The sequence below is a fragment of the Sphingomonas fucosidasi genome, from assembly GCF_036663855.1.
Classification (GTDB): Bacteria; Pseudomonadota; Alphaproteobacteria; order Sphingomonadales; family Sphingomonadaceae; genus Sphingomonas; species Sphingomonas faeni_B.
On sequence record NZ_JAXOJR010000003.1, the window covers coordinates 294,604 to 318,429 of the forward strand.

Genomic DNA, 23,826 nt, shown 5'->3' on the forward strand with positions numbered 1-23,826 from the left:
TTACGCTTCGGCCAGACGTTGGCGCGCGGCCTCCGCCTGTTGTGGAAAGGCCGCTGCGAGGTGGCCGTGAAGGATACCGAAGTCAGCGGTCGGGAACGTCCCGTCGGCGTTCGGCCTTGTCGCCAGCAGCGCACCGATCACCAGCTCGACGTGGTCTAGGCGTTCGATCTTGGCGACCGAACCAGCGTAGATGACCGGGGGCGTAAATCCGGCCTCGAGCCATGACCCCAGGCCTTCCTCTACCGCCTCGGCATACGCCTGAACGGCTTCGTCTTCCTCGTCCTCGATGTGGAGGGCAAGCGTCCGATAGACACCAAAGTCATGCCGGTTCGTATGCGGGCCAAGCTTGCAGCCGGCAGGCGGCATACCGTGCCGCGCGATGATCGCCAGCTTATAAGCGAGGACCTCGAACGTGTTCACTGCCTCAAAGTCCGGCGTCTGGCCAAGTTGGGCGCAGTCCTCGTTGGCCGGTGCGCCACCAATATCGATAATGTAGGACATGGGGTATCTCCATCGATCCACCTGGATCGACTCAATCCCCATCCCCCTTCCCTCTAACGCCTGCGAAGCAGGTTGCTCAGGATCGATAAAGGAACGGGCGCACCGCGCGCTGCGCCGGTCCATCGACCGATCCGAGCGTCTTGAGGCGGTCGGTCTCAAGCGTAGCGCCGAGCGTTTCCGGCAGGTCGGCATAGCGTGCGGCGATCTCGATCGCCGTTGCTGCGCTCGGTAGCTCGTCGGGCTCCGTACCCTGCCATTCGACCATGTCATCTTCGCCTTTCAGGGACGGGTGAGGACGCAGGACCTGAACGAAAAACGTCGCCAAGGGTCGATCCCAACCGATCGCTACGGTGGTGCCGGCGTTGCCGGTGAAAGTATGACGGCTCATCAATTGATCCCCCAGTCGGTCAGGAAGCGAGCGTGATCCACGCAAGCTGCCACGGGCGCGGATGCGGCGTAAAGCGGAGTACGCCGGGGACCTGTTCAGCATCACCAGCCAGCCGCTCGACCAGCCAGTCGATATAGAGGATGGCATCGGCCATATCCCCCTCGAGCAGGTCGTCGAGCATCGCCGACTGTCGCGCGTGATCCTCGGTCAGCATCGACCAGTCGAGCGCATCAAGGAAACGCTCCCGTCGCTCGATGAAGTGCGCAATGCGCGTGGCGTCGGCTCGTGCAATCGCGAGCGCGTCCTGGATGTGCATGGGCATCACTCCTTCAGGCGGCGATCAGGACCGGGGCGACAGGCGCGACCGGGCGGACTTCGATCGACAGATCACGGCGCAGGCGATCAGCGAAGCGGTCCGGCTTCAGCAGATCGGCCATCGGTGCGTAGTGGTTGGGCGGGCTCGTGCTATCGCAGACAGCCCGGTACGCTACCTCGCGACCCTCGTGACGTGCGCCGATCCTGACGGTGACGGCAAACTCGCCGGCCGCCAGCAGGACATGGCCGGATTGATCGCGTTCGCCCTGAAGCGACACTATCTCGAATGTCCCCGGTGCCAGGCCAATGCAGACGGTGAGGGCGTTCATCGCCTCGGTCGCTTCGATATGAAAACGCTCCTTGGCGCCGGCGTCATATTCCACGCCGCGGATTGCGAGCGCCAGCAGCGTCGGGAACCGCTTCAGGTCTTCGAGGCGGCGCCTGCAGGCGTGGCGAAGTACGTCGCGGGGCGCACGATTGGTCGACACGGTTGCCATGTGACGCGCCAGCAGGACGACAGCGGGGTCGCTGTTGGGATCGACGCCGGCATTGCGGCAGTCGTCGACCGCTTTTCCCATTGCGTGCAATGTCGCGACGACGGTGGTGAGGGCGCTCGGGTCCAGCGCTTGTTGGTGGCGGAAAGGCACATCGTAAATCATCGACGCATGCTCCGAATGAGGACCGTGCGCTCTTTCGGCGCACACTCTTCACCCCCCTCTCTTCTCCCGCGACACCCGGTTTGCGCTCGTATCGTCAGCCCCTCAGGGCTGGGCGCCTGGGCACGCCTCGGGGAAAGATGTTGCCGGATTTTGGCAACATCTTTCCGGTCCCTTAGTCGGCCCTCGCCCTCCGTTACCCAGAGGGGGTAGAGCGACGGTGCTCTTGATCGTCACGGTACCAGTTCAACATCAAGTTCGGCGAAGGTGTTGACCGGGCGGGAGCTGTCGTAGCGCGCTGCATCACATAGGCCTTTGAAGTCCGGTCCTTCATACTGTGCGAAGCCCAGGTGATCGCAGCCGGTGATGCGCTGCCCGGTGACGCCGACCTTGCCCTTGGGCACCCAGTCGGCCCAATCTCCGGATGCTGAGCGTACCCCGATCTCTCCGATCGCGGCCTCGTAGAGCGCTACCTTCTTCAGGACGTAGCTATCGCTTGGGCTGATAACCTCGCCGGTGAAGGCACCGTATTGCATCGGTCGCCAGTGACGTGCCGTTTGATGGGCAAGGTTGCGCTCGATGTCGAACAGCGGGTCTTTCAACGCTGCGAACTCGGTTTCGAACCCGACGACCACCAGCGACCAGTTGACGTCCTCCTCTCAGTAGATGCTGTCGAGGCGCAGGGCTTCCGGCATTGCAGCCTGACGCTCATCCGACAGGACGAAGCCACCATGCGAGGGAGTCGTAACGAACCAGATACCCGGCAGGCGCTGGATCGCGGTATCGGGGGTGTCCCAGAGCGTATGCACGGGCGCGGTGGTCGAAGTGAAAGCGGGCATGATCGTCTCCTTGATCGATGCCCTTCCCCTCCCCCTTCTCTCCCACGCGATTTAGCGCTCTCGGCTGCTTTTGCCCCGCGCCTCGCACGAGAGGCGTTCGCCGTGACGCCATTTTGCCGGATCGATGAAGTAGCCGGCATGGACGCCGGCATGTCTGGCCTCGGCGTTTTCATAAGCGGCGAGATAACGCTGGGCGCGCTCGGGGTCGCTTTTCAGGTAGCTGGTCGCCGGCACGGCAAGCCCCGCGGCGATCATGCTCTCACCAAGGTCCTGGCCCCCGATCTCGACCGTTCCGATCGGACGACCGTAGCTTTGCTTGCCCGTCAGGCGGATCGTGCTGCTTCCTGATTTCAGGAGCTTCGACGCGTAGTCCTGCGCTGCCTTGCCGCACGGCCAGCAGCCATCCGTATTTCGACACAATTGCCGCTTCTCGAAGGCATCAGCCCCAAAAATCCGGACGTCGAACGATACGGTGTCACCGTCAATCGCGCGACCGTCGGCGCGTATCAGCGCTGTGTCTTCGGCTTGGGAGGCGGCTCCTCCGCAGGCGGCAAGGGCAAAAGCGAGGACAAGGGTCATGCGCATGCGAGTGCGTCCTGGATCAGGGCGGCGGTCGTCTCGACGATCAGCCACGGCTGCAGCGGCTCGCCCGTAGCGACGATGTCGGTGTGGATCCCGTCAAGGCGCATCCATGCGGCGACCCTGACGGCGTTGGATCTGCTGCACAGGACACGGCGCAGCGGCGAGAGGGGAGTGTCGGCAGACATGGGGCTATCCATCATGCAGGTGTCGCATACGCGGTAGGAGCCGCGAAGACGGTGCGGTGAACTTTGGTTTCTGGAACGACAGACCAGGCCAGGTCGCGGAAATGCGAGATGCGGTAGTGGCCGTGCCCCTTGTCGCTCCGGAAGGTGATCTTTTCGCCGCGTTTCACGACGATGAACTCGGTGCCGGTATGGCCGTCGCTGAACGAAACCGGGCGGGGAAGTTTGATCCGCATCCCGTTATCGATTTTGCGGGCGTGCAGCCTTAGCCGAACGAGACAACGGCGCCGCCAATCCAACGCGCTTTCTTTGCTAGTTGGCGACAGGAGACGCAGGATCCGGGCCGGGCATCCGGCCTCGCAGGGGCCCATCGATTCTTCCTGGTCCTTGTACGCAAATACGTATCCGTCTCTGGCCTTGGGGTTCCAGCGGACCAGACACACGAGTGCGATGACGTAGAGCGTATCGCCGTCTGAAATGATCTCAGCTGCTGCGTACCAGACGCGGTTTCCGACGAACGCGCTGTCGATAACGCGCATGCCGCGCGTGCCGCCACCATCCAGCGCACGACTGTAGGTGAACTGGTCGTCGAGATAGGCCTTGGGGTTCGGGTGGCCGGCCATGCCGGCGCTGGTCATCGAGAGCCAACCCATGTCGTTTACTCCGGTTCATGCGGCGAGCCGCGTTTCTGCTGCAGCCTCGGTCGAGAAGGCGCGAAGGTAGGAGAAGGCCTGTTCAGCCTTGGTCGCGGCGAGGAAGATCGCGGTCTTGTCGGCGCGCAACACCCCCAACCAGTTGGCGAGGTAGGAGGCATGGCTGTCGTGCAGCTCGGTCGGAAGGCCGAGATCGCCGCAGATCATGGCCGAGCCAAGCTCAGCGACCAATTCTTCGACGCAATATGCGTTGTCGCCGAAGCGCTTCCCGAAGGTGCGATCGAGTCGGGAGGCATGGCCCGCCCAATGGACAGTCTCGTGCGCCCGAACTGATGCGTATGCGTCGCCTGACTTGAAGCTGCCGGTGTGCGGCATCTGGATATAGTCGAAGGTTGGGTGGAAGAAGGCGCGGTCACCGCCGTGACGGACCTTGGCCGGAATACCGCCAAAGAAGGCGTCGATGCGATCCTGCCGTTCTGAGATCAGCAAAGGGGTCGGTGCCACCTCTCGCGGGTAGTAATAGTCCGGCAGGCCAACGATTTCGTCGGCGTTGAAGACGACATAGGAGCGCAGAAAGCGGATCATCTGGTCGGCGGTCGCGCCGAGGAGGTTGGGCATTCCGGCCTTGCGGAAGGTCGACGCGTAGACCGAGAACGATGGCCTCGCATCGCGGTTGATCTCGCCGCCCAGTTCGCGGGCCTGACGGGCGGTCATCCAGTAGCGGCTGCGATAGCCATAGGTGTCGGCGGTCGCCCAGAGCCACAGGGCGTTTATTCCGGTGTACGGAACGCCCTCGTGGCGCAGTGGCCTGCCGCCCTCGCCGGTAACCGACCAGGAGCGCTGCCACGGCAGGGTCCCGGCTTCGAGCCGTGCGATGATGGCGGCGGTGATGTCGGCTGCGATGTCGCGGGTTGTAGCGGTCATGACGCTGGCCTCGTTAGCGATGAGGAAAAAGCACCGCCGGCGCCACGAAGTCGCGGGCCGGCAGTGAGGCTGCTCAGAATTGAACCGTCGTGCCGCTATTCGGCCGCGACGATCTCGTTCACATCGTCATCGTTCTGGTGATCGAGTTCGATCTGGGCGCTGCCATTCGTCTCGACCCCGTCCTTCCCGACATCGTCCGGGCCGTCACCGACCAAGGGGGCAAGATCGTCCTCGCCGGTGTCGTCGCTGTCCGCCTCGATCAGGTCCGCGAGATCGCACTGCGCGCCGTCGTCTTCGCTCTCACCCGCGACGACAGTGTCGCTGAAGCGCATCGCGGTCGGCACCCATTTCAGGGCAGCTTCCTTGACGTCGGTCTCGACGATCGCCTCGCCAGCGAAGAGCTTCTGGCAGGATGCCGAGATCTCGGTCTTCTTCTCGCTGGCGTGGCGGCTCGACAGCGCTGGGCCTCCGGCCTCGTGAAGCAGTGAGATCAACGCCCCCTTGGAAACCCGGTCGAAGAAGTTCTCCGACGTCGGACGCCACCAGCTGGCGACATCGACCTCGAGGATGCTGGCCATGCGGCCGTGGAGCGGGTTCTGGCGATTGGAGCCGTAGGACTCCTTGGCCTCCAGCGACGTCGCGACAATGTAGGCCAGCCATGCGCTCTTCACCTCGTCGCCGAGCGCGCGGAATGCCTGGAACCGCATGACCTTATTGTCGGACTCGCCCCACGATTCATCTAGCCCGTCCCGTACCTCGGCGAGGTAGTCGCGCGCGCGCGATCCCGGCATGTTGGTCGACAGGATCGGATCCTGCGGCGCTTGAGCGCTGATCGTCGTGCCGTCGTTCGACGAGGTGCCGCGCCGTGCATCCACCATGGCGAACAGCATGTAGTCCAGCGCCAGGCCGGGACTGGCGATCAGTGACGCCGCCAGGACATCGCGACGCTGCATCGCGAGTTGGTCGCTCAGGACCTGGCTGAGTGCCTTGCCGCCCGGCGCCGCGTTATCGGGGTCGACCTCCTTGGGACCGCCTGCCGTCACCGGCGTCACCGCGCCTTCCTCGATGCGGAAGGTCGGCTCCGCCCGGACCCGTTCCGACCCCTCGCTCTCGCTGTCGGCAAACCCGTCGTCCGTCTCGTCGGTCTCCCCGTTATCACCTTCGACCGGCTCCGGCTCGACCACTGTCACGCGGATCGGCGTTTCGCTGTAATAGGTCTCATCCAGGACCATCGTACCGGTCTGCGACAGCGTCAGAAACGCGCCGACCCTCGACACGAGTTCAGCGGGGAGTACCGAGGGGCGACGTTGCAGCGCTTCGAGTTCCTCGCCAAGCGCATCATGCTCTGCGTCGCAAGCGGTGAACGCTTCTTCGGAAAGCTCGTCGTTCTCCATCTCCTGCTGCAGTTCGCCCATGCGCTGCTCGATCTCGTCTACGCGCTGTGCCTTGGCCGGCGACATAGGCTGGACCGGCAGGGCGATGCGGTGGAGGCTGCGGGCCGCATCCCAGGTGCTGTGGCTGGCGACAGGCCGGATCCAGGCAAGACCGCGTTCCTCGCCGATACGCTTGGCTTCCGCTTCCATCATCGCGCCCGCGAGGGTCTGTGCGATCTCGGGGTTGGTCCAGCGCTCGCCGGCGTTGCTGAACAGGTCGCGGTCAACGACGCCGCCTGCGGCCTCGTAAGCCTCGACGCCGATCAGGAGCGCGATCGGATCGTTGGCCCGCATCGTGTCGTTGGCGATGACCCGGCGGATGGCGTCCGCGTTGTAGTGGACCATCGAGCTGTAGGTCTGCCAGACGCGCAACTGACGCTCGTGACTGCCGGTCGAGGCATAGGCCTTGGCCATGTCGAGGGTCAGGTCGCCGTTGGCGAGAGCAGAGAAGATCGGCTCGGCAAGATCGGCGAGGCGTAGGCGACCGTCGATGAAACGGCGGGTAACGCCAAAGCGCTTGGCCACAGCGTCGATATCGGTACTGCCGTTCAAAAAATGCTGGAAGGCGCGGCATTCCTCGGCCGGGCTGAGCTTCATGTGATGGAAGCTGACCGCGAGCGAGGTTTCAGTCAGTTCGGCATCGTCACCCTTCAGGACACGCACCGGCACGTCATACTCGTCGGGATTGATGACGCCGCGAGCGACCAGCATGTTGAGCGCACGCCAGCGCCGGCCGCCGTCGAATACCTCGAACGTCCCGCGTGGCCGCGAGACCGGCGTAACGAGCAGGTTCTGGAGGACGCCGCGGGCTTCGAGGTCGGCTGCGAACGGCTCGATCTGCAGCGATTCATCGGGCGCGGTGCGGACGTTGCTGGCGGAGAGGCGGAGCTTCGAGAGTTTTACGGACTGGATCATGGGAAATCACCCTTCGTTTCTGAGCATCCGGAATCTTTTCCGAACACCCATCCCCTCCCCCCTTCCTCTCCTTGTCGTTTCGTATTTCCCGGTTCATCTCGATGTTATTGTTAGATTAAGTATTGCCTGTGATGCCTCGGCTACTATCTAGCGGCGATATTCAAAGCGTTCTCACCTTATCACGGGAAAATTGATGACGAATGATATCAATGCGGTCGAACTTGCAACCGAACTGACCATTGCATGGCTGGGTAACCCAAATACGCGGACCACAGCTGACGACGTTCCTGCGTTTCTACAGTCGATGCATGCGGCTGTGGCGAAGCTAAGCGGTGAACAGAGCGTAGAGGCTCCGGAAGCGTCTGCGCCAGAATACACGCCTGCGGTAACCGCGCGAAAGTCGCTTGCCAGCAAGGATCACATCATCAGCATGATTGATGGCAAGCCTTACAAGACGCTGCGGCGTCACCTCGCTACGAATGGAATGACCCCGGCCGAGTACCGCGAACGGTATAATCTCAAGGCGGATTATCCCATGGTTGCGGAAACCTACAGCGAGAGCCGTCGCGCCATGGCCAAGAAGATCGGTCTAGGTCGTAAGCCTGGCCAGACGGTTCAAAAGGCCGCTGAACCTGCCGCTGCCAAGCCACGCCGTAACACGAAGCCCGCGGTAACGAGCGACGCTGAATAAGCAGATGTGAGGATCAGCGCGTGGCATAATACCATGCGCTGAGACCTCCAGCGGTATCACGTCCATGGGGTCAACACGAACGTAAGTTGCGTGTCCGCTAGGAGCGACCGGTAACAATGGGTGAAAGCGGTCCGTTCGTTTTGGGGATGAAGGTAGGATAGCTGACGCGGAGTGACGTTGCTGGCTTTCTCGAAAAAGATCGAATTTTGGGAATGTACCCGACCTTCCCGATACCCAATCCAATTTGATTTCGGGAAAATAAAGCGATCTCAATATCCCTGCCCCCAGTCCTAGCTGACCGGCATAGGACAGCGGTACGCGGCCTTATAGCTCTGCCCCCAACAGCGGAGAAAACTGTCGAGAACGCGAATGTTCATCGGCCAACGAACTGCCTTCGGTTTGCCTTCAGGACCGATCATCTCCTTGAGTTCGAAAGGGCGAGGCAGCGCCGCGAGTTTGGCGCGCGTCGTTTCTAGATCGCGGCGATTACCGCGAAGGAACGCGACAGTGCTGTCCACGTACAGGTTCCAGCCCCATTTCGCATCCTCGGTGGCGGGGTGCCTTCCTGCCTCAAAGAGCCTGATCGCATCGGTATACTGGCCTACGTCGGCTCGCCGCTGTCCCTCATGCCTTGAAAGAAGGGTGTCCGCAGCCCCCATGCTTCCATGCGCCTTTCGCCAATCTCGGATCAAATCGGCAGCTTCGACAGTGCAACCTTTAGTTTCCAGGGTCCGCCATCCGCCGTTCATATCCTGATCGAACGCACGAAGGTCGAGCGCCAGTAAGGAAGATCGATCATACTGCCCCGCCATTCGGGCGGTATGACCGCTGTTCCCCTTGGCCCGATCGTCCCCGAAGCAATCCGGCCTTTGCCGGGGTTTGAGCGCCATGTTGGCAAGGCCGTTACGCTCGAACCGCTCTCTACTCGGCACGTCGACGATCTATGGGAGGCGGGCCAGGCAGCGGACGCGTCGTGGGCATATCTGAAGTACGGGCCGTTCCCGACCAAGGATGACATGGCCGGGCATATCTCGCGGATCAGTGGTCTTGAACAGCAGCCCTTTTTCGCTTTCATTCCGGCATCCAGCGGCAAGGCCGAAGGACGGGCGTCGTTCTGTGATATTGCGCCTAACGACGCCGCGATCGAGATTGCGAGCATCTGACTATCGCCCCGGCTGCAACGCACGCGCGCCGCCACGGAAGCCATTTTCCTGATGATGCAGCACGCCTTTGCACTTAGCTATCACCGGGTCGTGTGGCGCTGCAACGCGCTGAACGCTGCCTCCATGCGGGCTGCGCGCCGGTTCGGCTACCTATGAAAGAACGTGGCGCGGTGACGGCATCGTGAAGGGCCGCCGGCGCGACACCGCCTGGTTCTCGACCCTGGGGGGAGAGTGGCCGGCACGACGCGCCCTGTTCGAGACATGGCTGGACGACAGCAAGTTCGACGCGGAGGGCATAGCGTTCAAGCCGTTATCGCCCAGCACCTGACGGAGACCGCGCCTTCCCTAAAGGATCCAGACTGTGCGGAAACTCGCCGTTGGCTGATGCCGCGCCTGGAATGCGCGGGATGAGGGCGGGGATAGTGGCTGAGGATTATAGGGGGCACAGGGCCACCGATAGAGCGCCATCAGCCGCCGAGCCTGGCCGGGATGGGGCATTTTGGCGTTAGATCAGGCCTGCACTGCGCGGATCAGCCCTTGGACGCCGACCAGGTTTATCGCCCGCCTGAGATTATAGGCGAGTGCCGTTAAACTGAGCTCGGCCCGCACCTTGTCGAGCCCGCGCATCAGGAAGGCACCCTGGTTCATCCATTGCTTGAGCGAACCGAACGGGTGCTCGACCGTCTCGCGGCGAATATCCAGGATCCCGGGCCGGGCGGCGAGGCGTATCGCCATGCGGTCGAGCACGGCTTCGCCTTCCTACCGCGTGATGCAGCGGAAGTTTCCGCGGGCGCACTGCGCCTTGAGGCCGCAACCGCCACAGGCGCGCGGGTTTGAATATTGCACGATGATATGACCGCCCTGAAGCCAGCGGTACCGTGTATCGAGCCGTTGGTCGGCGGGGCAGTGGTAGCAATCCGTGGCTTCATCGTAGCGGAACCGCTCATTGGGAAAGCGCCCGTCGCCAACGGCCGTGCCGCGCTGCGGGCGGGCGACATAGGGCGTGATGCCGGTCCGCTCGCACGCGGCGATGTCCTCGCCCATGTAGTACCCCATGTCGGCGACCACATCGATCCGCTCGACGCCGAGGATGTCCTTTGCGGCGCCGGCTGTCTCAGCCAGAAAACCCAGATCGCTGCCCGCGTTGGTGACATGCTGTTCGGCAATCAGCTTGTGCTTGGCATCGACTGCGACCTGAGCGTTATAGCCGACGCCGACCTTGGGATGGGCTGCCATCGCCCGGGCGTCCGGGTCGGTGAGCGAAATCTGACTCTCTCCGCTGGCCTTTAGTTGCTCCAGCATCGCCTGGTTGACCTGACGCTGTTCGCGCACCTTCGCGATCTTGGCCGCCAGTGCCTCGCTCCGTCTGGTCGTACCGGCCTCCTCGCCACGGTCGGCATTATCCAACTGCCCGAGGTACGTCTCGAGCCGCTCGTCGGCAGACTTGATGTACTTGTCGAGCTTGGCCTTCGTGAAGTTACGCTCGCGGCTATTCACCGCCTTCAGCCGCGTACCGTCCACCGCTAGCAGCTCGCGCCCGAACAGGTCGAGCTTGCGGCACAGGAGTACGAAGGCGCGGAAAATCGCCTTGAAAGCGGAACGGTTGTCGCGGCGGAAGTCAGCGATCGTCTTGAAGTCGGGCCGCAGCCCGCGCAGCAGCCAGATCACCTCCAGATTGCGTACCGCTTCCGCTTCCAGGCGACGGCTCGACCGCACTCAGTTGAGATACCCGTACAGGTACAGCTTCAGCATATCGCCCGGATCATAGCCCGGTCGCCCCGTCGCCTTCGGCCGCGACCGCAGGAAACCTGCATCGCCCAGATCAAGATCGTCGACGAAGGCATCGATGAAGCGCACCGGGTTGTCCGCCGATACGTAATCCTCAACCGATGCCGGCAGCAGCAGCGGCTGGTCGCGCGCATGACCTTCGATATACGCCATGCCCGAATAATACGCCGATCTGCAGTCTAGGGGAATCGCAGATGCGACTTTTCACACGGTCTGGATCGTGGACCAGGAAAGCGTGAGTTAGGTGGTGCTAGCCGACTGTGTATACCTTTTGCACGATGCCTTCTGGCGCACGGTAGTTTTAGAGGCCCATCGCCTCATAGTAGGGGGCTGAGTAGCAACGGAACAGAAAACCTACATAAGACTTAGCCCGCCTCGACGATAAACATGCGCGCTTCCTGCGCCTCGTGGCGCTTGGTCTTGATCGGCACGCTTCCGCTACATGAACTTCGTGAAGGTCGGCTTGCCACTGAACCTCATTACCTATGCCGTGGCGATCCTAGCGATCCGGCCGTTCTTTCCCTTCTCACAAAAAAGTGATCCTCGCTTGGTCAGGGCCCATGCCGCCCCTAAGCGGTCAATATGCGCATAGTCATCATTCTGATCCGGGTCCTGGCCAGTCTGCTAGTCGCCGTCACTGGCCTCAGTCTTTTCGAGTCTAACGAATGGTGGATCAGGATCTGGGATTTCCCGCGCGTCCAGATCCTTGCCGGGCTGGCGCTGACGGGCGGGCTATTGCTTTGGCTGGATCGACGGGTAGGGCGGTGGACGGCGCTGCTGTGCGCCGTGGCGGCAGGGTGGCAGCTGTATCGCATCTTTCCATACACCCCGTTGGCCAGGACAGAGCTGGCTTTTGCCGACGATGCCTCGGTCGCAAAGGACAAGTGCTTCAGCGTGCTGTCGCTGAATGTGTTGGAATCCAATCGGGATTATCGGCGGACGGCGCAGCTGATCGATAGGCTTCACCCGGACATCTTGCTTCTCATGGAGACGGACCAGCGCTGGGCGGATGCCTTGGCTACCCAACTAGGGCGCTATCCCAACCGTCTAGAGCGCCCCATCAGTAACACCTATGGCATGATCTTCGCCACGCGCCTGCCGATGCGCGATGGCCGGATTGAAACGATCGCTCAGAAAAATACGCCGTCGATCCATGTCGAACTGACTGCGGGCGATTCTTTCCGATTAATCGCGCTGCATCCGCGGCCACCGGTTCCCGGGCAAGATACCGAGGCGCGTGATGCCGAGATCGCGATCGCCGCAGGGCGCGCCGCACGTATGAAGCTGCCCGTGCTTGCTATCGGCGACTTCAACGATGTTGCCTGGTCCCACACGTCACAATTGTTCAAACGCGTCGGTGGCTATCTCGATGCGCGAATCGGTCGGGGGACGTTCCCAACGTTCCCAGCGCGCACGCCGCTGCTCGGCTGGCCGCTTGACCACATGTTTGTCACCCCCGAATTCAAGGTTCGCAATCTTGAGGTGACAGACGATGTCGGCTCCGACCATCTGCCAATTCACTCGCGCGTTTGCCTCACCGGACGAACGGTCGCCAACGGGACGCCCGAGGCCGTATCGCGTGAAGACCGCAAGGACGTGAAGGAGGTTCTGCAGGACTATCGTGAGGAACGTCGCAACCGCTGAGCGGGCGAACGATTTTTGTGCAACATTGACTGATCTTTCGGTGTCAAAACCGACCGTGGCTGTTAGAAATCTCGTTGATCGCTGATCCTGTCCCGATTGAGAGAAGTTAGCTGGCAAGACGCCTCACTCGTGATGAGGCCCTGATTGATGGAAGGTCGATGTCGAGGCGCTTGATGCGGTAGTAGAACGTTTCCCGCTTCATACCGAGCGACTGGATCGCGGATGATACATCGCCGGAGGCCTGAGCAATCGCCTCGACGATGGCTGCCCGCTCGAAAGCATGGAGGCGCTCGTTGAGAGGCGTTTTGATCACAGCTTTTGGCCCGCTGTCTTCCAGGCCAAGAACCAGCCGCTCCACGGCCATTTCGAGCTCTCGTACGTTGCCGGACCAGGTTTGGCGCGCCATCAATGCCGCGGCGTCCCGCAGTGTTGGCACTGCACGCCGATGCGTCTCAGCGATGCGTCCGAGGAAATGTGCTATCAGAATGGAAATATCATCCGAACGCTCGTGAAGCGGTGGCAGGCGGAGCGCGATACCAGCCAGGCGATGATACAGCGCGGGCTGCACATGCTCGCGGCCACCGTCGTCGATCGCGGCGATGATCCGCGCGTCGATCGGCTGAGGTTCGCGCGCGTCGAGCGCCAAAGCGCGATGCTCGACGAATTGCGATAGCCGGTGCTGAAGCAGAGGATCGGCGCGATCGAGATTGTCGAGGAACAGCGTCCCGCGATGGGCGCGCGACACCAGGCCAGCGCCGTCGAAAAGGTCGCGACCGGCCCCTGAGGGCGGCGCGGCGCAGTCGATCGCGACGAACCGGTGGCGAGCCCGACGCCCCGCCCGGTGGATCAGGCGCGCCACCAACTGCTTCCCCGTCCCGGTCGCACCTTCCACCACCATGTCGAGGTCGAGGTCGCCTACCGCCGGGATCATCGACCGCACCTGACGGATCGCAGCGCTCTGCCCGACGAGATCCCCGGCGCCGGTCGCTTCGGCAGCAGCCCGCAGGCGACGGTTCTCGATAACCAGCGTCCGGGCGGCCACACCACGTGCGACCGCCCCCTGCAGCGTCTCGGGATCGCATGGCTTGACCAGAAAGTCCCAGGCTCCGGCCTTGAGCGCGTCGACCGCCGTTTCGACGTCACCGTGACCGGTGATGAGGATGACCGGCAGTTCCGGATCGATGCGATGCACCGCCCTGAACAGATCAATGCCCGACATGCCGGGCATCCTGATGTCGGTAAGGATGACCCCGGGAAAGTCGATGCGGACGGCAGCGAGCGCGGATTCGCCGTCGGGATGAGCGAGAACGCTGTAGCCGGCCACCGTGAGAAGCTGGACGGTGGACGCACGAAGGTCGGCGTCGTCCTCGGCCAGCAGGATCGTCCGAAGCTCACTCATGCAATCACAATCACGATCTCGAACCGCGCGCCGACTGGAGTGTCGGCATGACGGAGCGTGCCCCCAAACTCAAGCATGATATCATGGGCGATGACGAGCCCGAGCCCGAGACCTTCGGGGCGGCTGGTCACGAAGGGCGTGAACAGCCGGGACCGCACCGCGTGAGCAAGGCCCGGCCCATTGTCATCGACGGTCAGCACGACCGTCTCACTATCATATCGCAGATGCAGGTCGATGCGGGGGTCGGCTCGTTCCCGCACGGCCTCCAGCGCGTTCTGAAGGATATTTACCAACACCTGTTCCAGTCGGACGCGTCCCCCTCGGACCATCACAGCGGGATCGATCACGGGACGATCGCCGGCGACGGCGCGCAGCTGCTCGCGCAGGATCAGGAGCGCGCCATCGACGACTTCCGCGAGCGAAACGGCGCGAACCGGACCCGTCCTGCGCCGCGAGAAGCCGCGCAGCTCGGCGGTCACCGTTCCGATCCGGTCCGCGAGACGCGCGATCGCTTCAAGGTTCTCAAGAACGTCGTGCGCGTTGCCCCGTCTAAGCAGCGTCGCACTCACCGCGGCATAGTTGCGAATGGCGGCTACGGGCTGTGCCGTCTCGTGCGCCACGCTGGCGGTCACCTGCCCGAGCGTGGCGAGCCGGTTCGCCTGGCGCAAGCCTTCGCGCAACTCGATGGCGCGCGCCTCGCTCGCTGCCCGCTCCTCGATTTCACGCGTCAGCTCTGCCGTCCGCGCCGCCACCGCTTCCTCAAGGTCGGCGGTCCGGCGTCGCTGGAGAAGCCGCCGCTGGCGGAAACCCCAGGCAAGCGCGCTGATCGCGGCGACGATGATGGCGGCCACGGCGCTGGCCGTGCGCTCGGCGAAGCGCGCGTCCGCCTCCGGCCGGCGCCGGGCGGTCAGGGTCCAACCAGGTTGCGTGGTCGCCACCGTATCGGCGACCATCTCCGCCGGTCCGGGCAAATGCTGCAACGTGGTGGCGGGCAGGCTCGACTCAATCCGGACTGCCGCCAGACGCGGGGGCGACAGCGGCTTCGTTATGGCGAAGCGCCACTGCGGACGGCTGCTGACCAGCACCAGCCCGTTGGGATCACGGACATAGGTGTCGCCGCCGGCCTTCGCCCAGTCGGCTTCGACCCGGTCAAACTCCAGCTTGACCACGACAACGCCGCCTTCGGCGGCCCGTTGCGAGAGGTAGAGGCCGGGGCGACCGCTGACCGTCCCGCGCGCGAACTGACTGGCCGATCCCGTGCGGACCGCGTCCCGCACGTAGCGCCTGAAGCGATAGTCGGTGCCGACGAAGCTGTGCGCGGAGCGCCAGTTGCTGGCCGCGATCGCGGTGCCGCTGCGGCCTACCGCGTAGATCGCCGCCGCTCCCGTCTCACCGGCGAGGCGCTCCAGCTTGCGATCGAGAGCGATAATCGCTGCGGCGTCGCCGCGGACCGCCGCGACGACGTCCCGGTCGTCTCGCAGCGCAACGGGCAACAGGCGAAACCGAGCGACCTCGCTGTCGAAGAGTGCCGCCCTGAGCGTGGCGTCAGTCCCGACCCGCCGCGCAAGCGCGCCACGCGCGCGGTCCCTCGCCACGAGACCAATGATGGTCGCGGCAAGCGCCGCGAGGAGCACGGTCGCCGCCAACCATCGCCATTGCGTTACCCATGCGCGAGTCATGTCGCTTCCTTAGAAACGGTCCTGGCAAATGTGCAATATTCTGCACGCGGTGGTGAAAAGGCGTGCAGAATCTTTACTAGCATTTGTCGCCAAAGATCGAACAAGCCGTTGATATATAGCATTAAAGATAATTCATAGAAACTCTCTAGCACCGCATGCTCATAGGCGCACGATCTGCCTTCAAGCCAGTCGCCGGCAAGGCGCGCGAAGGAGAGGTGGAATGAGATATAATACGATGGCGAAGCCCTATGCTGGAGCGCCCTATGGCGCCAAGCCGTGGTACGCGCATCTCTATGTCCAGGTCGTGATCGCAATCACTGCCGGCGTGCTGCTCGGCCACTTCTATCCGAGCGTCGGGGAGGCGATGAAGCCGATCGGTGACGCCTTCATCAAACTCGTCAAGATGATCATCGCTCCGGTCATCTTCCTCACCATCGTCACCGGCATCGCCGGCATGCGCGACTTGGCCTCGGTCGGGCGCGTCGCCGGCAAGGCGTTCATCTACTTCCTGTTCTTCTCGACCCTGGCGCTCATCATCGGCCTGATCGTCGCGAATGTCGTACATCCGGGAGCAGGCCTCAACATAAATCCCGCCACGCTCGATACATCGAAGATCGCCGACTATACTGAAAAGGCGCACGAGACTACGATTACAGGCTTCCTGACCAGCATCATCCCCGACACCTTCGTCGGCGCGCTGACCGAGGGTAGCATCCTCCAGACGCTGTTCGTCGCGATACTGTTCGGCGTCGGCCTCGCCCTCATCGGCGAGCGTGGCGCTCGGCTCACGCGCGCGCTCGAGGATATCTCGCTGGCGATCTTCAAGGTGGTCGCGATCCTGATGAAGGCGGCGCCGATCGGCGCGTTCGGCGCGATGGCCTTCACGATCGGCAAGTACGGCGTCGGCTCGCTCGCCAACCTCGCCGCACTCGTCGGCACCTTCTATCTGACCAGCTTCCTGTTCGTGGTCGTGGTCCTCGGCATAGTCAGTCACCTCGCCGGCTTCTCGATCTTCAAGCTGATCGCCTATCTCAAGACTGAACTGCTGCTGGTGCTGGGCACTTCGTCTTCCGAGAGTGCCTTGCCGGCGCTGATCGAGAAAATGGAGCGGGCGGGCTGCCCCAAGTCGATCGTCGGGCTGGTCGTGCCGACCGGCTATTCGTTCAACCTCGACGGCACTAACATCTACATGACGCTGGCGGCGCTGTTCATCGCCCAAGCCTGCAATGTCGACCTGACACTCGGCCAGCAGCTCCTGCTGCTCGGTGTCGCGATGCTGTCGTCCAAGGGTGCCGCCGGCGTGACCGGAGCGGGCTTCATCACGCTCGCGGCCACACTCTCGATCGTGCCGTCGGTGCCGGTCGCCGGCATGGCGTTGATCCTCGGCGTCGACCGCTTCATGTCCGAGTGCCGCAGCCTCACCAACTTCATCGGCAACGCGGTTGCGACCATCGTCGTGGCGCGGTGGGAGGGGCGCCTCGATCGTGAGCAGCTCGCCCGCGCCCTGGCCGGCCACGCCGGTCCGCGCGTCGACGAACTGCCGGCCGAGGCCGTCGCTGCCGAGTAGATAACACGGACGGGCGGCGATGACCGCCCGTCCCCGGAGGGGAATACCACCATGAAATGTTTGTCGCGGCGCTGCATCGGCGCTGCCACCCTGGCACTCGCCTTCGGCACGGTGCATCCGACCGCTCTTCTGGCACAGACGGCGAGCCGGTCCGAACCCGTCAGTCAACTGCCCGGGCCGATCGACCGTCCCCGTCAGACGCTGGCTGCGCCGCTATCGGAAGCTTATCCGCTGGAGGGCGCCGGTGACGGCGTCACGACGAGCGGGTTCAATCAATCGCGCTGGGTTGAGGACTGGTCCCGACTCCGCGATCCCAAGAAGCGCAAAGGACCATTCGACCGGCTCAAGTTCATCCCGTTCGATAAAGCCGGCGACATCTATCTCACGCTCTCGGGAGAGTTTCGTCAACGTACCAACGTCACCACCAACCCCGACCTGCGCGAGACCGAGCACCAGCGTCAGGACTTCACCCGCATCGTGGGCGGCGCTGATCTCCACATCGGCACGCACTTCCGCGCCTATGGCGAGATCGCGCACGCCGGCCTGTCCGGTATCAACCTCGGCACCCCCTCGGGCTTCTTGCGCAACGACGCGATCGTCCAGCAGTCCTTTGTGGAACTGACGGCGCAGGTTGCCCGGGTCGATCTCGGCGTCCGCTATGGGCGACAGACGTTCGCGGATGGTCCCAACCTCTTGGTCGTACCTCGCGACAACAACACGGTGTTTCTTAGCTTTAACGGCGTGCGCGGCTGGGCGAAGGCCGCGGGCTTTCGCGTCGACGCCTTCGACTTCACGCCGACCAGGCCGGGCAACGAGGGGACGGACGACGACCTCAACAAGGACACGAGGCGTTTCTCAGGTGTCTCGGGCGGCGTCGCCGTGCCACACACACTGTTCGGACAGTCCAAGCTGTTCGTCGATCCCTTTGTCTGGCGACTGCGCAACACGGCGGCTGTCTGGGGAGGACGCAGCGCCCGTGAGGTCCGTAATTTCTACGGTATCCATACCTATGGCGATATCGGGCCGATCAACCTGGACTGGACCGTCAATCATCAGGGCGGAAGCTACAACGGCCGCGACATTTCGGCGTGGCAGCTTCTTTTCGCGCAGAGCTATCGGGTCGGCAAGGATCGCAGCGCCCCTCGCGTCGGCTTCCACGCCGACTATGCAACGGGGGGCGGTGCTTACGGCACGGGCAAGCTGCGGACCGCGCTCGCGCCCTTCGGCAACAACATCTATTACAGCTACCAGCTCTACGCGACGCCAACCAATCTGATCGCCATCGCGCCGAACGTTAGTTTCCAGCCGGTCGCTAAGGTGCGGATGGCGCTCGAATATCAGTTCTCCTGGCGCGACGACGTGCGTGACGCCGTCTACCGGGCGAACGGCACGGCTCTGCCCCGCACGCAGTTGTCCGACGCTCGCAAGATCGCCGAGACGGCACGAGCGCAGGTGGTCTGGACGATCTCCCCCTATCTCTCGATCACCGGTCGCTACGAGCATCTCGACGCCGGTCCGGCCCTTACCGACGCCGGCCTGCACAGCTCGGACTTCTTCGCAGGCTGGGTCAGCTTCCGCTTCTAAACGGCCTTAGGAGGACGTCATCACTACCCCGAACAGCGCTCATGCCGCCGCGCGTGCCATTCTGGCGGACCCGCTGACCAACAAGGGGACGGCATTCACGGAGGCCGAGCGCGACCGGCTCGGCCTCCACGGCCTGCTGCCGCCGCACGTCGCGACGCTCGAGACGCAGATCGAGCGTCGCCGCCGCGCGCTCGACGCGCTGCCCGACGATTTCCATCGCTACGCCTTCCTCCGCGAACTTCAGGACACCAACGAGGTGCTGTTCCAGGCGTTGGTACAGAGCGATCTGCCGCGCATGCTGCCGCTCGTCTATACGCCCACGGTCGGCGAGGGCTGTCGGCGCTTCAGCGAGATCTGGCGCCGCCCTCGCGGGCTGTTCCTGTCCTGGCCGTACCGGGAGCGCATCGCCGACATCCTGGCGGACCCGGCACTCGACCGGATCAAGGTGATCGTCGTCTCCGATGGCGAGCGCATCCTGGGCTTGGGCGATCAAGGCGCCGGTGGGATGGGAATCCCGATCGGCAAGCTGGCACTCTACACCGCCTGCGCCGGCTTCCACCCGGCCGAGGTGCTGCCGATCCTGCTCGACGTCGGCACCGATAATCCGGCGCTGCACAGCGATCCGCTGTACGTGGGCTGGCGCCACTCCCGTGTCCGCGGTGCGGACTATGACGATTTCGTCGAGCGTTTCATCGAGGCGGTCGTGGCCCGTTGGCCGGGCGTGCTCCTCCAGTGGGAGGACTTCGCTGGGACGAATGCTTACTGCCTGCTCGATCGTTACCGTGACCGGCTGCCGAGCTTCAACGACGACATCCAGGGCACTGCGGCGACGGCGCTGGGCGCGTTGCTGGCCGCGGTAGGCCGGACCGGGAGCCGTCTTGGCGAACAACGGATCGTCCTCGTCGGGGCCGGCGCGGCCGGGACCGGCATCGCCGAATTGGTCATTCAAGCGATGGTCGCCGACGGCGTGGCGGCACCGGACGCGCGTCAGGCGATCTGGGCGGTCGATCGGGCGGGACTGGTAATCGCCAGTCAGGCAGGGCTCACCGACGCGCAGACGGCGCTCGCCCGCGACGCGAGCGAGACGCTGGACTGGACGCGCGACGCAAGCGGGGTGATCCCGCTCGTTGAGGTCGTGCGGCGCGTCCATCCGACCGTGATGATCGGGACGACGGGACGACCGGGCACTTTCCGAGAAGACGCCGTGCGCGAGATGGCGGCGGGCACGGCACGGCCCATTATCCTGCCCTTGTCGAACCCGGCGACCCATGCCGAGGCGCATCCCTCGTCGCTGCTAGAGTGGACCGATGGACAGGCAATCGTTGGCACTGGCAGCCCGTTCGGCGTCCCCGGCGTCTCGCAGGTAAACAACGTCCACATCTTCCCCGGCATCGGGCTCGGTGTCGTCGCAAGCGGCGCGCGTTATGTGAGTGATGGGATGTTCCTGGCCGCCGCCCGTACACTTGCCGGTGAAGCGGCTCGTGCCGATGCCCTGCTTCCACCGATCACATCGTTGCGTGCGACCGCCTGCGCCGTTGCTCGAGCGGTTATTGCGTCTGCCCAGTCCGAAGGTCTCGCGGTCCGTGAACCGTCACCGGCAGAAACGCTCTGGGAAGCCACATATTAGCAGTCCTTCCCGAAAACGCAGGTTGGTCGGGACGGCTGCCGCAGCGAGACACGATGGATGGCAAAGTGGGTGCCGTTTTTTCGAAATCTGTTCTGAATCGTATTTCTCCCGAAACTGCCGGCCGGACTGGAAAGCGGGACGCTCAGACCGGTCATCATCGCCAGAAAAACGACCGGGGCTGTTGAAAAGGTCTGACGTTCCCCTGCTCGTCCCGATTGGGATGCTACTTCGAGAATCCATATGGTGCCTACGATTGGAGCAGAAATAGGCAGGTTTGAGATAGGAACGCTAGCAGCCAGCGAAGCTTGGCACCCGTAGACCGTCTTCAGCACCAAGCGGAGACGACATATGACAATCGCAATCATCACCGGCGGAAGCCGCGGCCTCGGACGCAGCGCCGCGCTGCAATGCGCAGCACGGGGTAGCGGGGTCATCCTGACCTATAACAGTCATCCTGAAGGTGCCGACCAGGTTGTGCACGAGATTGAGGCAATCGGAGGCCAAGCCGTTGCACTGAAGCTCGACGTTTCGGACACCCGTTCTTTCTCGGCGTTCAAGGACGCTGTCGCAACGGCTCTGGCTGGAACATGGGATCGGACGGAGTTCGATCACCTCGTGAACAATGCCGGCTACGGACTTTTCAAGCCAATCACCGGCGTCACCGAGACCGAGTTCGACGGACTTTTTGCAGTCCACCTCAAGGGCCCGTTCTTTCTCACGCAGACACTGTTGCCGTTAATGGCCGACGGCGGATCGATCGTGAATCTGACGAGCGCGACGATCCGCGTGGCGACCGCAGGTGTGGCCCCCTATGCCGCGTTCAAGGGCGGGCTTGAGGTTCTGACCCGCTACATGGCGAAGGAGTTCGGCGACCGCCGCATCCGCGCCAACGCGGTATCTCCTGGACCGATCCGCACTGAGCTAGGTGGCGGGCTGAACGATGAGTTCGAAGCGCTCCTTGCTGGTCAAACAGCGCTTGGTCGCGTGGGTGAGCCCGACGATGTCGGTCGCGTCGTTGCCAGCCTTTTGTCGGGCGACAGTGGCTGGATCAATGCCCAGACGATCGAAGTCGCTGGCGGCTACATCATCTAACCAAGCCATTGCAGAATGTCGTGCAGCTCGCGCTATCGGGCGGATAATGCGAGCTTCACACCAAACCCAATGAAGACCCCACCCGTCATCCTGTCGAGGATTCGAACAACCGCGGGCCGGCGCAACTGCCGGTTCAACGGGGCAGTCGCCGCGATCAGGATAGCGAACCACGCCGTGCCGAGCGTGACATGAATGCAGGCAAGCGCGAAAGAGAAGAGAGCGACATTCGTGCCGACCGGTACGAACTGCGGCAGGAAGGTCACGTAGAACACGCCGATCTTGGGATTGAGCAGGTTCGTGAGCAAGCCGCGTCGCATGGCGCCACTACGGATGAGGGGAACAACCAGGCTTGCCGCTTCGTCAGCCATTTGGCTTCTCGGTCGGAACACCAGGTTTATCCCCAGCCAAAGCAGGTAGGCCGCACCGGCCCATTTCAGGATAGTATAGGCAAGCGTCGAGGCCGTCAGGACGATCCCAAGACCCAACGCGACGGCCGCGCCCCACGCAAGGCAACCGAGACCAATACCGATCGCCGTCGCGATCGCCTGGCGCGGTCCGCCCGCTACCGCGCTCCGCAGGACCATCGCCGTATCTAGCCCTGGAGTGATCGTCAGTAGCGTGGCCGCCAGGCCGAACGCCAGCAGGGACGGAAGAACGGTCATTCGAACCTCCCTTCGGAAATCGGCGTCATAGTCATGGCCGTATAACGGGAGTTGGCCCCGATGGCGTCGCAACACCCTTCGCGGACGAACCCATCGCTCGCCATGCGACGATCGCTGCCAGAACGGCAAGAATGGCACCGCCCTTGAACGCTTCAGGCAAGCCCGCAGCAAACGTGCCGGGAACGCTCGCGAACGCGTAAATCGCCGTCATCACAGCAATCCCTAGCGCCCCGCCTATCTGCTGGTCCATTTGCAACAGGCCCGACGCCGTGCCGGCGTGTTCTTCCGGAACGCCGTCCATGATCGCAACAGTACCCGGCGCGAAGATGAGGGCGATACCCGTTGCATGGATCAACAGCGGGATGAAGACAGCCGGGAAGTAGCTGCTGGCATTGTCGAGCATCGCAAATCCGAGAAGGCTGACGGCGACGATCGCGCTTCCCGCAACCATGAGCGCGCGAGCTCCAAATCTGACGATCAGACGGGGTGCGAAATGGCTGATCGCGTAGACCGTAATCGTGAGGGGCATGTAGCCGAGGCCGGCCCCGAGCGGGGTCCAGCCCAAGACGCGCTGAAGGTACTGCACGAGCATAAAGAGCACGGCGAAATGTACGCCGACGATCAAGGCCATTACCGCCAGCCCGCCGAGCCGAGCGCGATCACGGAGCAAGCTCAAGTCGAGGAGCGGCGCTGCGTGGCGTTGCTCGATCTGGAAAAAAGCGACGAGCAGGATTGTCGCCGCAAGGAAGGACCCCAGCGTGCCGGCTGCGATCCATCCATGATCCGCAGCACTGATGAACCCGTAGACCAGTGCTACCGAACCAATTGTCGCAGTGAGCGCCCCGGACACATCGAGACGGGCGGGCTTTGGATGGGTTTCTGCCACCAGACGGCCTATCGCGATCACCACGAATATGCCGACAGGCACGTTGATGAACAACGCCCACCGCCATGAGAGGAAGTCGGTGAGGATACCGCCAAGGATCAGGCCGGCAGACGCGCCGATCGACGAGACGGCGGTGAACAGCGACAATCCCCGCGCCCGCTCCGCGTCGTCACGCGACATCACCATGACAAGAGCCAGGACGCTTGGCGCGGCAAGCGCTGCGCCGATGCCTTGCACGACACGGGCTGCGATCAGGATCATGGGCGCTTGCGCAAGACCGCCGACCAGCGACGCCGCAACGAAGATTGTGAGCCCCATCCTGAATGCGCGAACCTGACCGATAATATCCCCGAGCCGACCGCCAAGCAGTAGCAGGCCACCAAATGCCAACCCGAACGCGTTTGGTACCCAAGTCAGGGCAGCAGGGGTGAATCCAAGGTCTAACTGGATTCGCGGCAAGGCGACGACGACGATGAGAAAATCCATGGCGAGCATGAGTTGCGCTGCCAGGACGATCCACAGCGCGAACGCGCGCCGGTGCGACACGGGAGGGCTGCCCCCGAGGGTTAAGCTTGGCATGTGCATGTTCCCATGTGGCTGATTGCAGGCGAGCGCCTGGAAGAAAGCGAAGGATGCCATCGGCTTCAGCTAGCCGA

At 63.3% G+C, this 23,826-nt stretch carries 25 protein-coding genes and 1 pseudogene; 8 read left to right on the top strand and 18 right to left on the bottom strand.

The genetic code is table 11. The annotated features are described in order from the left end of the window. The 10 genes and pseudogenes from U1737_RS07810 to U1737_RS07860 form a co-directional block, all read right to left on the bottom strand. Positions 1–501 (bottom strand): hypothetical protein, encoded by a 501-nt coding sequence (locus U1737_RS07810; protein ID WP_332796281.1) that lies wholly within the window; start codon positions 499–501, stop codon positions 1–3. 76 nt (positions 502–577) lie between these two features. Beyond that, positions 578–889, bottom strand: coding sequence for a hypothetical protein (locus U1737_RS07815; protein WP_332796282.1), 312 nt, complete (start codon positions 887–889; stop codon positions 578–580). Positions 890–908: 19 nt separating this feature from the next. After that, positions 909–1,205 (bottom strand): hypothetical protein, encoded by a 297-nt coding sequence (locus U1737_RS07820; RefSeq protein ID WP_332796283.1) that lies wholly within the window; start codon positions 1,203–1,205, stop codon positions 909–911. Positions 1,206–1,218: 13 nt separating this feature from the next. Beyond that, positions 1,219–1,863: a hypothetical protein gene (locus U1737_RS07825; RefSeq protein WP_332796284.1), complete on the bottom strand. Its 645-nt coding sequence runs from the start codon at positions 1,861–1,863 to the stop codon at positions 1,219–1,221. A gap of 230 nt (positions 1,864–2,093) precedes the next feature. Continuing rightward, positions 2,094–2,699: pseudogene (locus U1737_RS07830) on the bottom strand (DUF7007 domain-containing protein). A 51-nt stretch (positions 2,700–2,750) separates the two neighbouring features. Then, complete coding sequence (locus tag U1737_RS07840; RefSeq protein ID WP_332796287.1) at positions 2,751–3,284, bottom strand: thermonuclease family protein; 534 nt, start codon at positions 3,282–3,284, stop codon at positions 2,751–2,753. Beyond that, positions 3,275–3,466 (bottom strand): hypothetical protein, encoded by a 192-nt coding sequence (locus tag U1737_RS07845; RefSeq protein ID WP_332796288.1) that lies wholly within the window; start codon positions 3,464–3,466, stop codon positions 3,275–3,277. Before U1737_RS07845 ends, U1737_RS07840 begins: the two co-directional genes overlap by 10 nt. A gap of 11 nt (positions 3,467–3,477) precedes the next feature. Then, positions 3,478–4,101, bottom strand: a complete 624-nt coding sequence (locus U1737_RS07850; RefSeq protein ID WP_332796289.1) for a DUF6927 domain-containing protein — start codon at positions 4,099–4,101, stop codon at positions 3,478–3,480. Between the two features lie 30 nt (positions 4,102–4,131). Continuing rightward, complete coding sequence (locus U1737_RS07855) at positions 4,132–5,040, bottom strand: ArdC family protein (RefSeq protein ID WP_133032503.1); 909 nt, start codon at positions 5,038–5,040, stop codon at positions 4,132–4,134. A 95-nt stretch (positions 5,041–5,135) separates the two neighbouring features. Continuing rightward, on the bottom strand, positions 5,136–7,388 hold the full coding sequence (locus U1737_RS07860) for a ParB/RepB/Spo0J family partition protein (protein WP_332796290.1): 2,253 nt from the start codon (positions 7,386–7,388) through the stop codon (positions 5,136–5,138). Between the two features lie 193 nt (positions 7,389–7,581). On the opposite strand from U1737_RS07860, the gene U1737_RS07865 reads away from it, so the two are divergent. Beyond that, the gene (locus U1737_RS07865; RefSeq protein ID WP_332796291.1) at positions 7,582–8,079 is read left to right on the top strand and encodes a Ros/MucR family transcriptional regulator; all 498 of its coding nucleotides are present in this window, start codon (positions 7,582–7,584) and stop codon (positions 8,077–8,079) included. Positions 8,080–8,369: 290 nt separating this feature from the next. Here U1737_RS07865 and U1737_RS07870 read toward each other — a convergent pair whose 3' ends face one another. Further along, positions 8,370–8,969 carry a hypothetical protein gene (locus U1737_RS07870; RefSeq protein WP_332796292.1) on the bottom strand — a complete coding sequence of 200 codons (600 nt, stop codon included), beginning with the start codon at positions 8,967–8,969 and terminating at the stop codon, positions 8,370–8,372. A 126-nt stretch (positions 8,970–9,095) separates the two neighbouring features. Between U1737_RS07870 and U1737_RS07875 the strand changes: the two genes are divergently transcribed. Together U1737_RS07875 and U1737_RS20690 are read left to right on the top strand one after the other, a co-directional pair. Next, complete coding sequence (locus tag U1737_RS07875; protein WP_332796293.1) at positions 9,096–9,242, top strand: hypothetical protein; 147 nt, start codon at positions 9,096–9,098, stop codon at positions 9,240–9,242. Positions 9,243–9,254: 12 nt separating this feature from the next. Further along, entirely contained in the window at positions 9,255–9,398 is a 144-nt protein-coding gene (locus U1737_RS20690; RefSeq protein ID WP_443027102.1) for a GNAT family N-acetyltransferase, read from the top strand. A 354-nt stretch (positions 9,399–9,752) separates the two neighbouring features. Here U1737_RS20690 and U1737_RS07880 read toward each other — a convergent pair whose 3' ends face one another. From U1737_RS07880 to U1737_RS07890, 3 genes are read right to left on the bottom strand one after another with little or no spacing between them, the layout of a single operon-like run. After that, positions 9,753–9,989 carry a transposase gene (locus U1737_RS07880; protein WP_332796294.1) on the bottom strand — a complete coding sequence of 79 codons (237 nt, stop codon included), beginning with the start codon at positions 9,987–9,989 and terminating at the stop codon, positions 9,753–9,755. Positions 9,990–10,001: 12 nt separating this feature from the next. Continuing rightward, complete coding sequence (locus tag U1737_RS07885; RefSeq protein WP_503676866.1) at positions 10,002–10,910, bottom strand: transposase; 909 nt, start codon at positions 10,908–10,910, stop codon at positions 10,002–10,004. 48 nt (positions 10,911–10,958) lie between these two features. Beyond that, a complete protein-coding gene (locus U1737_RS07890; protein ID WP_332796296.1) occupies positions 10,959–11,183 on the bottom strand; it encodes a transposase in 225 nt (74 codons plus the stop codon). A 429-nt stretch (positions 11,184–11,612) separates the two neighbouring features. Between U1737_RS07890 and U1737_RS07895 the strand changes: the two genes are divergently transcribed. Continuing rightward, complete coding sequence (locus U1737_RS07895; RefSeq protein ID WP_332796297.1) at positions 11,613–12,674, top strand: endonuclease/exonuclease/phosphatase family protein; 1,062 nt, start codon at positions 11,613–11,615, stop codon at positions 12,672–12,674. Between the two features lie 106 nt (positions 12,675–12,780). Here the strand turns inward: U1737_RS07895 and U1737_RS07900 are convergent, their stop codons facing one another. Continuing rightward, the gene (locus U1737_RS07900; RefSeq protein WP_332796298.1) at positions 12,781–14,073 is read right to left on the bottom strand and encodes a sigma-54-dependent transcriptional regulator; all 1,293 of its coding nucleotides are present in this window, start codon (positions 14,071–14,073) and stop codon (positions 12,781–12,783) included. Continuing rightward, positions 14,070–15,752: a sensor histidine kinase gene (locus U1737_RS07905; protein ID WP_332796299.1), complete on the bottom strand. Its 1,683-nt coding sequence runs from the start codon at positions 15,750–15,752 to the stop codon at positions 14,070–14,072. The genes U1737_RS07900 and U1737_RS07905 overlap by 4 nt, the downstream gene beginning before the upstream one ends. 220 nt (positions 15,753–15,972) lie before the next feature. Here U1737_RS07905 and U1737_RS07910 point away from each other — a divergent pair, with 220 nt between their 5' ends. The 4 genes from U1737_RS07910 (at position 15,973) to U1737_RS07925 (ending at position 21,622) form a co-directional block, all read left to right on the top strand. Further along, positions 15,973–17,319, top strand: a complete 1,347-nt coding sequence (locus U1737_RS07910) for a dicarboxylate/amino acid:cation symporter (protein WP_332796300.1) — start codon at positions 15,973–15,975, stop codon at positions 17,317–17,319. 51 nt (positions 17,320–17,370) lie between these two features. Then, a complete protein-coding gene (locus tag U1737_RS07915; protein ID WP_332796301.1) occupies positions 17,371–18,903 on the top strand; it encodes an alginate export family protein in 1,533 nt (510 codons plus the stop codon). A gap of 73 nt (positions 18,904–18,976) precedes the next feature. Beyond that, positions 18,977–20,530 carry an NAD-dependent malic enzyme gene (locus tag U1737_RS07920; RefSeq protein ID WP_332796406.1) on the top strand — a complete coding sequence of 518 codons (1,554 nt, stop codon included), beginning with the start codon at positions 18,977–18,979 and terminating at the stop codon, positions 20,528–20,530. Positions 20,531–20,878: 348 nt separating this feature from the next. Continuing rightward, the gene (locus U1737_RS07925) at positions 20,879–21,622 is read left to right on the top strand and encodes an SDR family NAD(P)-dependent oxidoreductase (protein WP_332796302.1); all 744 of its coding nucleotides are present in this window, start codon (positions 20,879–20,881) and stop codon (positions 21,620–21,622) included. Between the two features lie 32 nt (positions 21,623–21,654). Here U1737_RS07925 and U1737_RS07930 read toward each other — a convergent pair whose 3' ends face one another. Beyond that, on the bottom strand, positions 21,655–22,284 hold the full coding sequence (locus tag U1737_RS07930) for a LysE family translocator (RefSeq protein ID WP_332796303.1): 630 nt from the start codon (positions 22,282–22,284) through the stop codon (positions 21,655–21,657). A gap of 31 nt (positions 22,285–22,315) precedes the next feature. Then, positions 22,316–23,809 carry an MFS transporter gene (locus U1737_RS07935; RefSeq protein WP_332796304.1) on the bottom strand — a complete coding sequence of 498 codons (1,494 nt, stop codon included), beginning with the start codon at positions 23,807–23,809 and terminating at the stop codon, positions 22,316–22,318. Positions 23,810–23,826 lie beyond the last annotated feature (17 nt).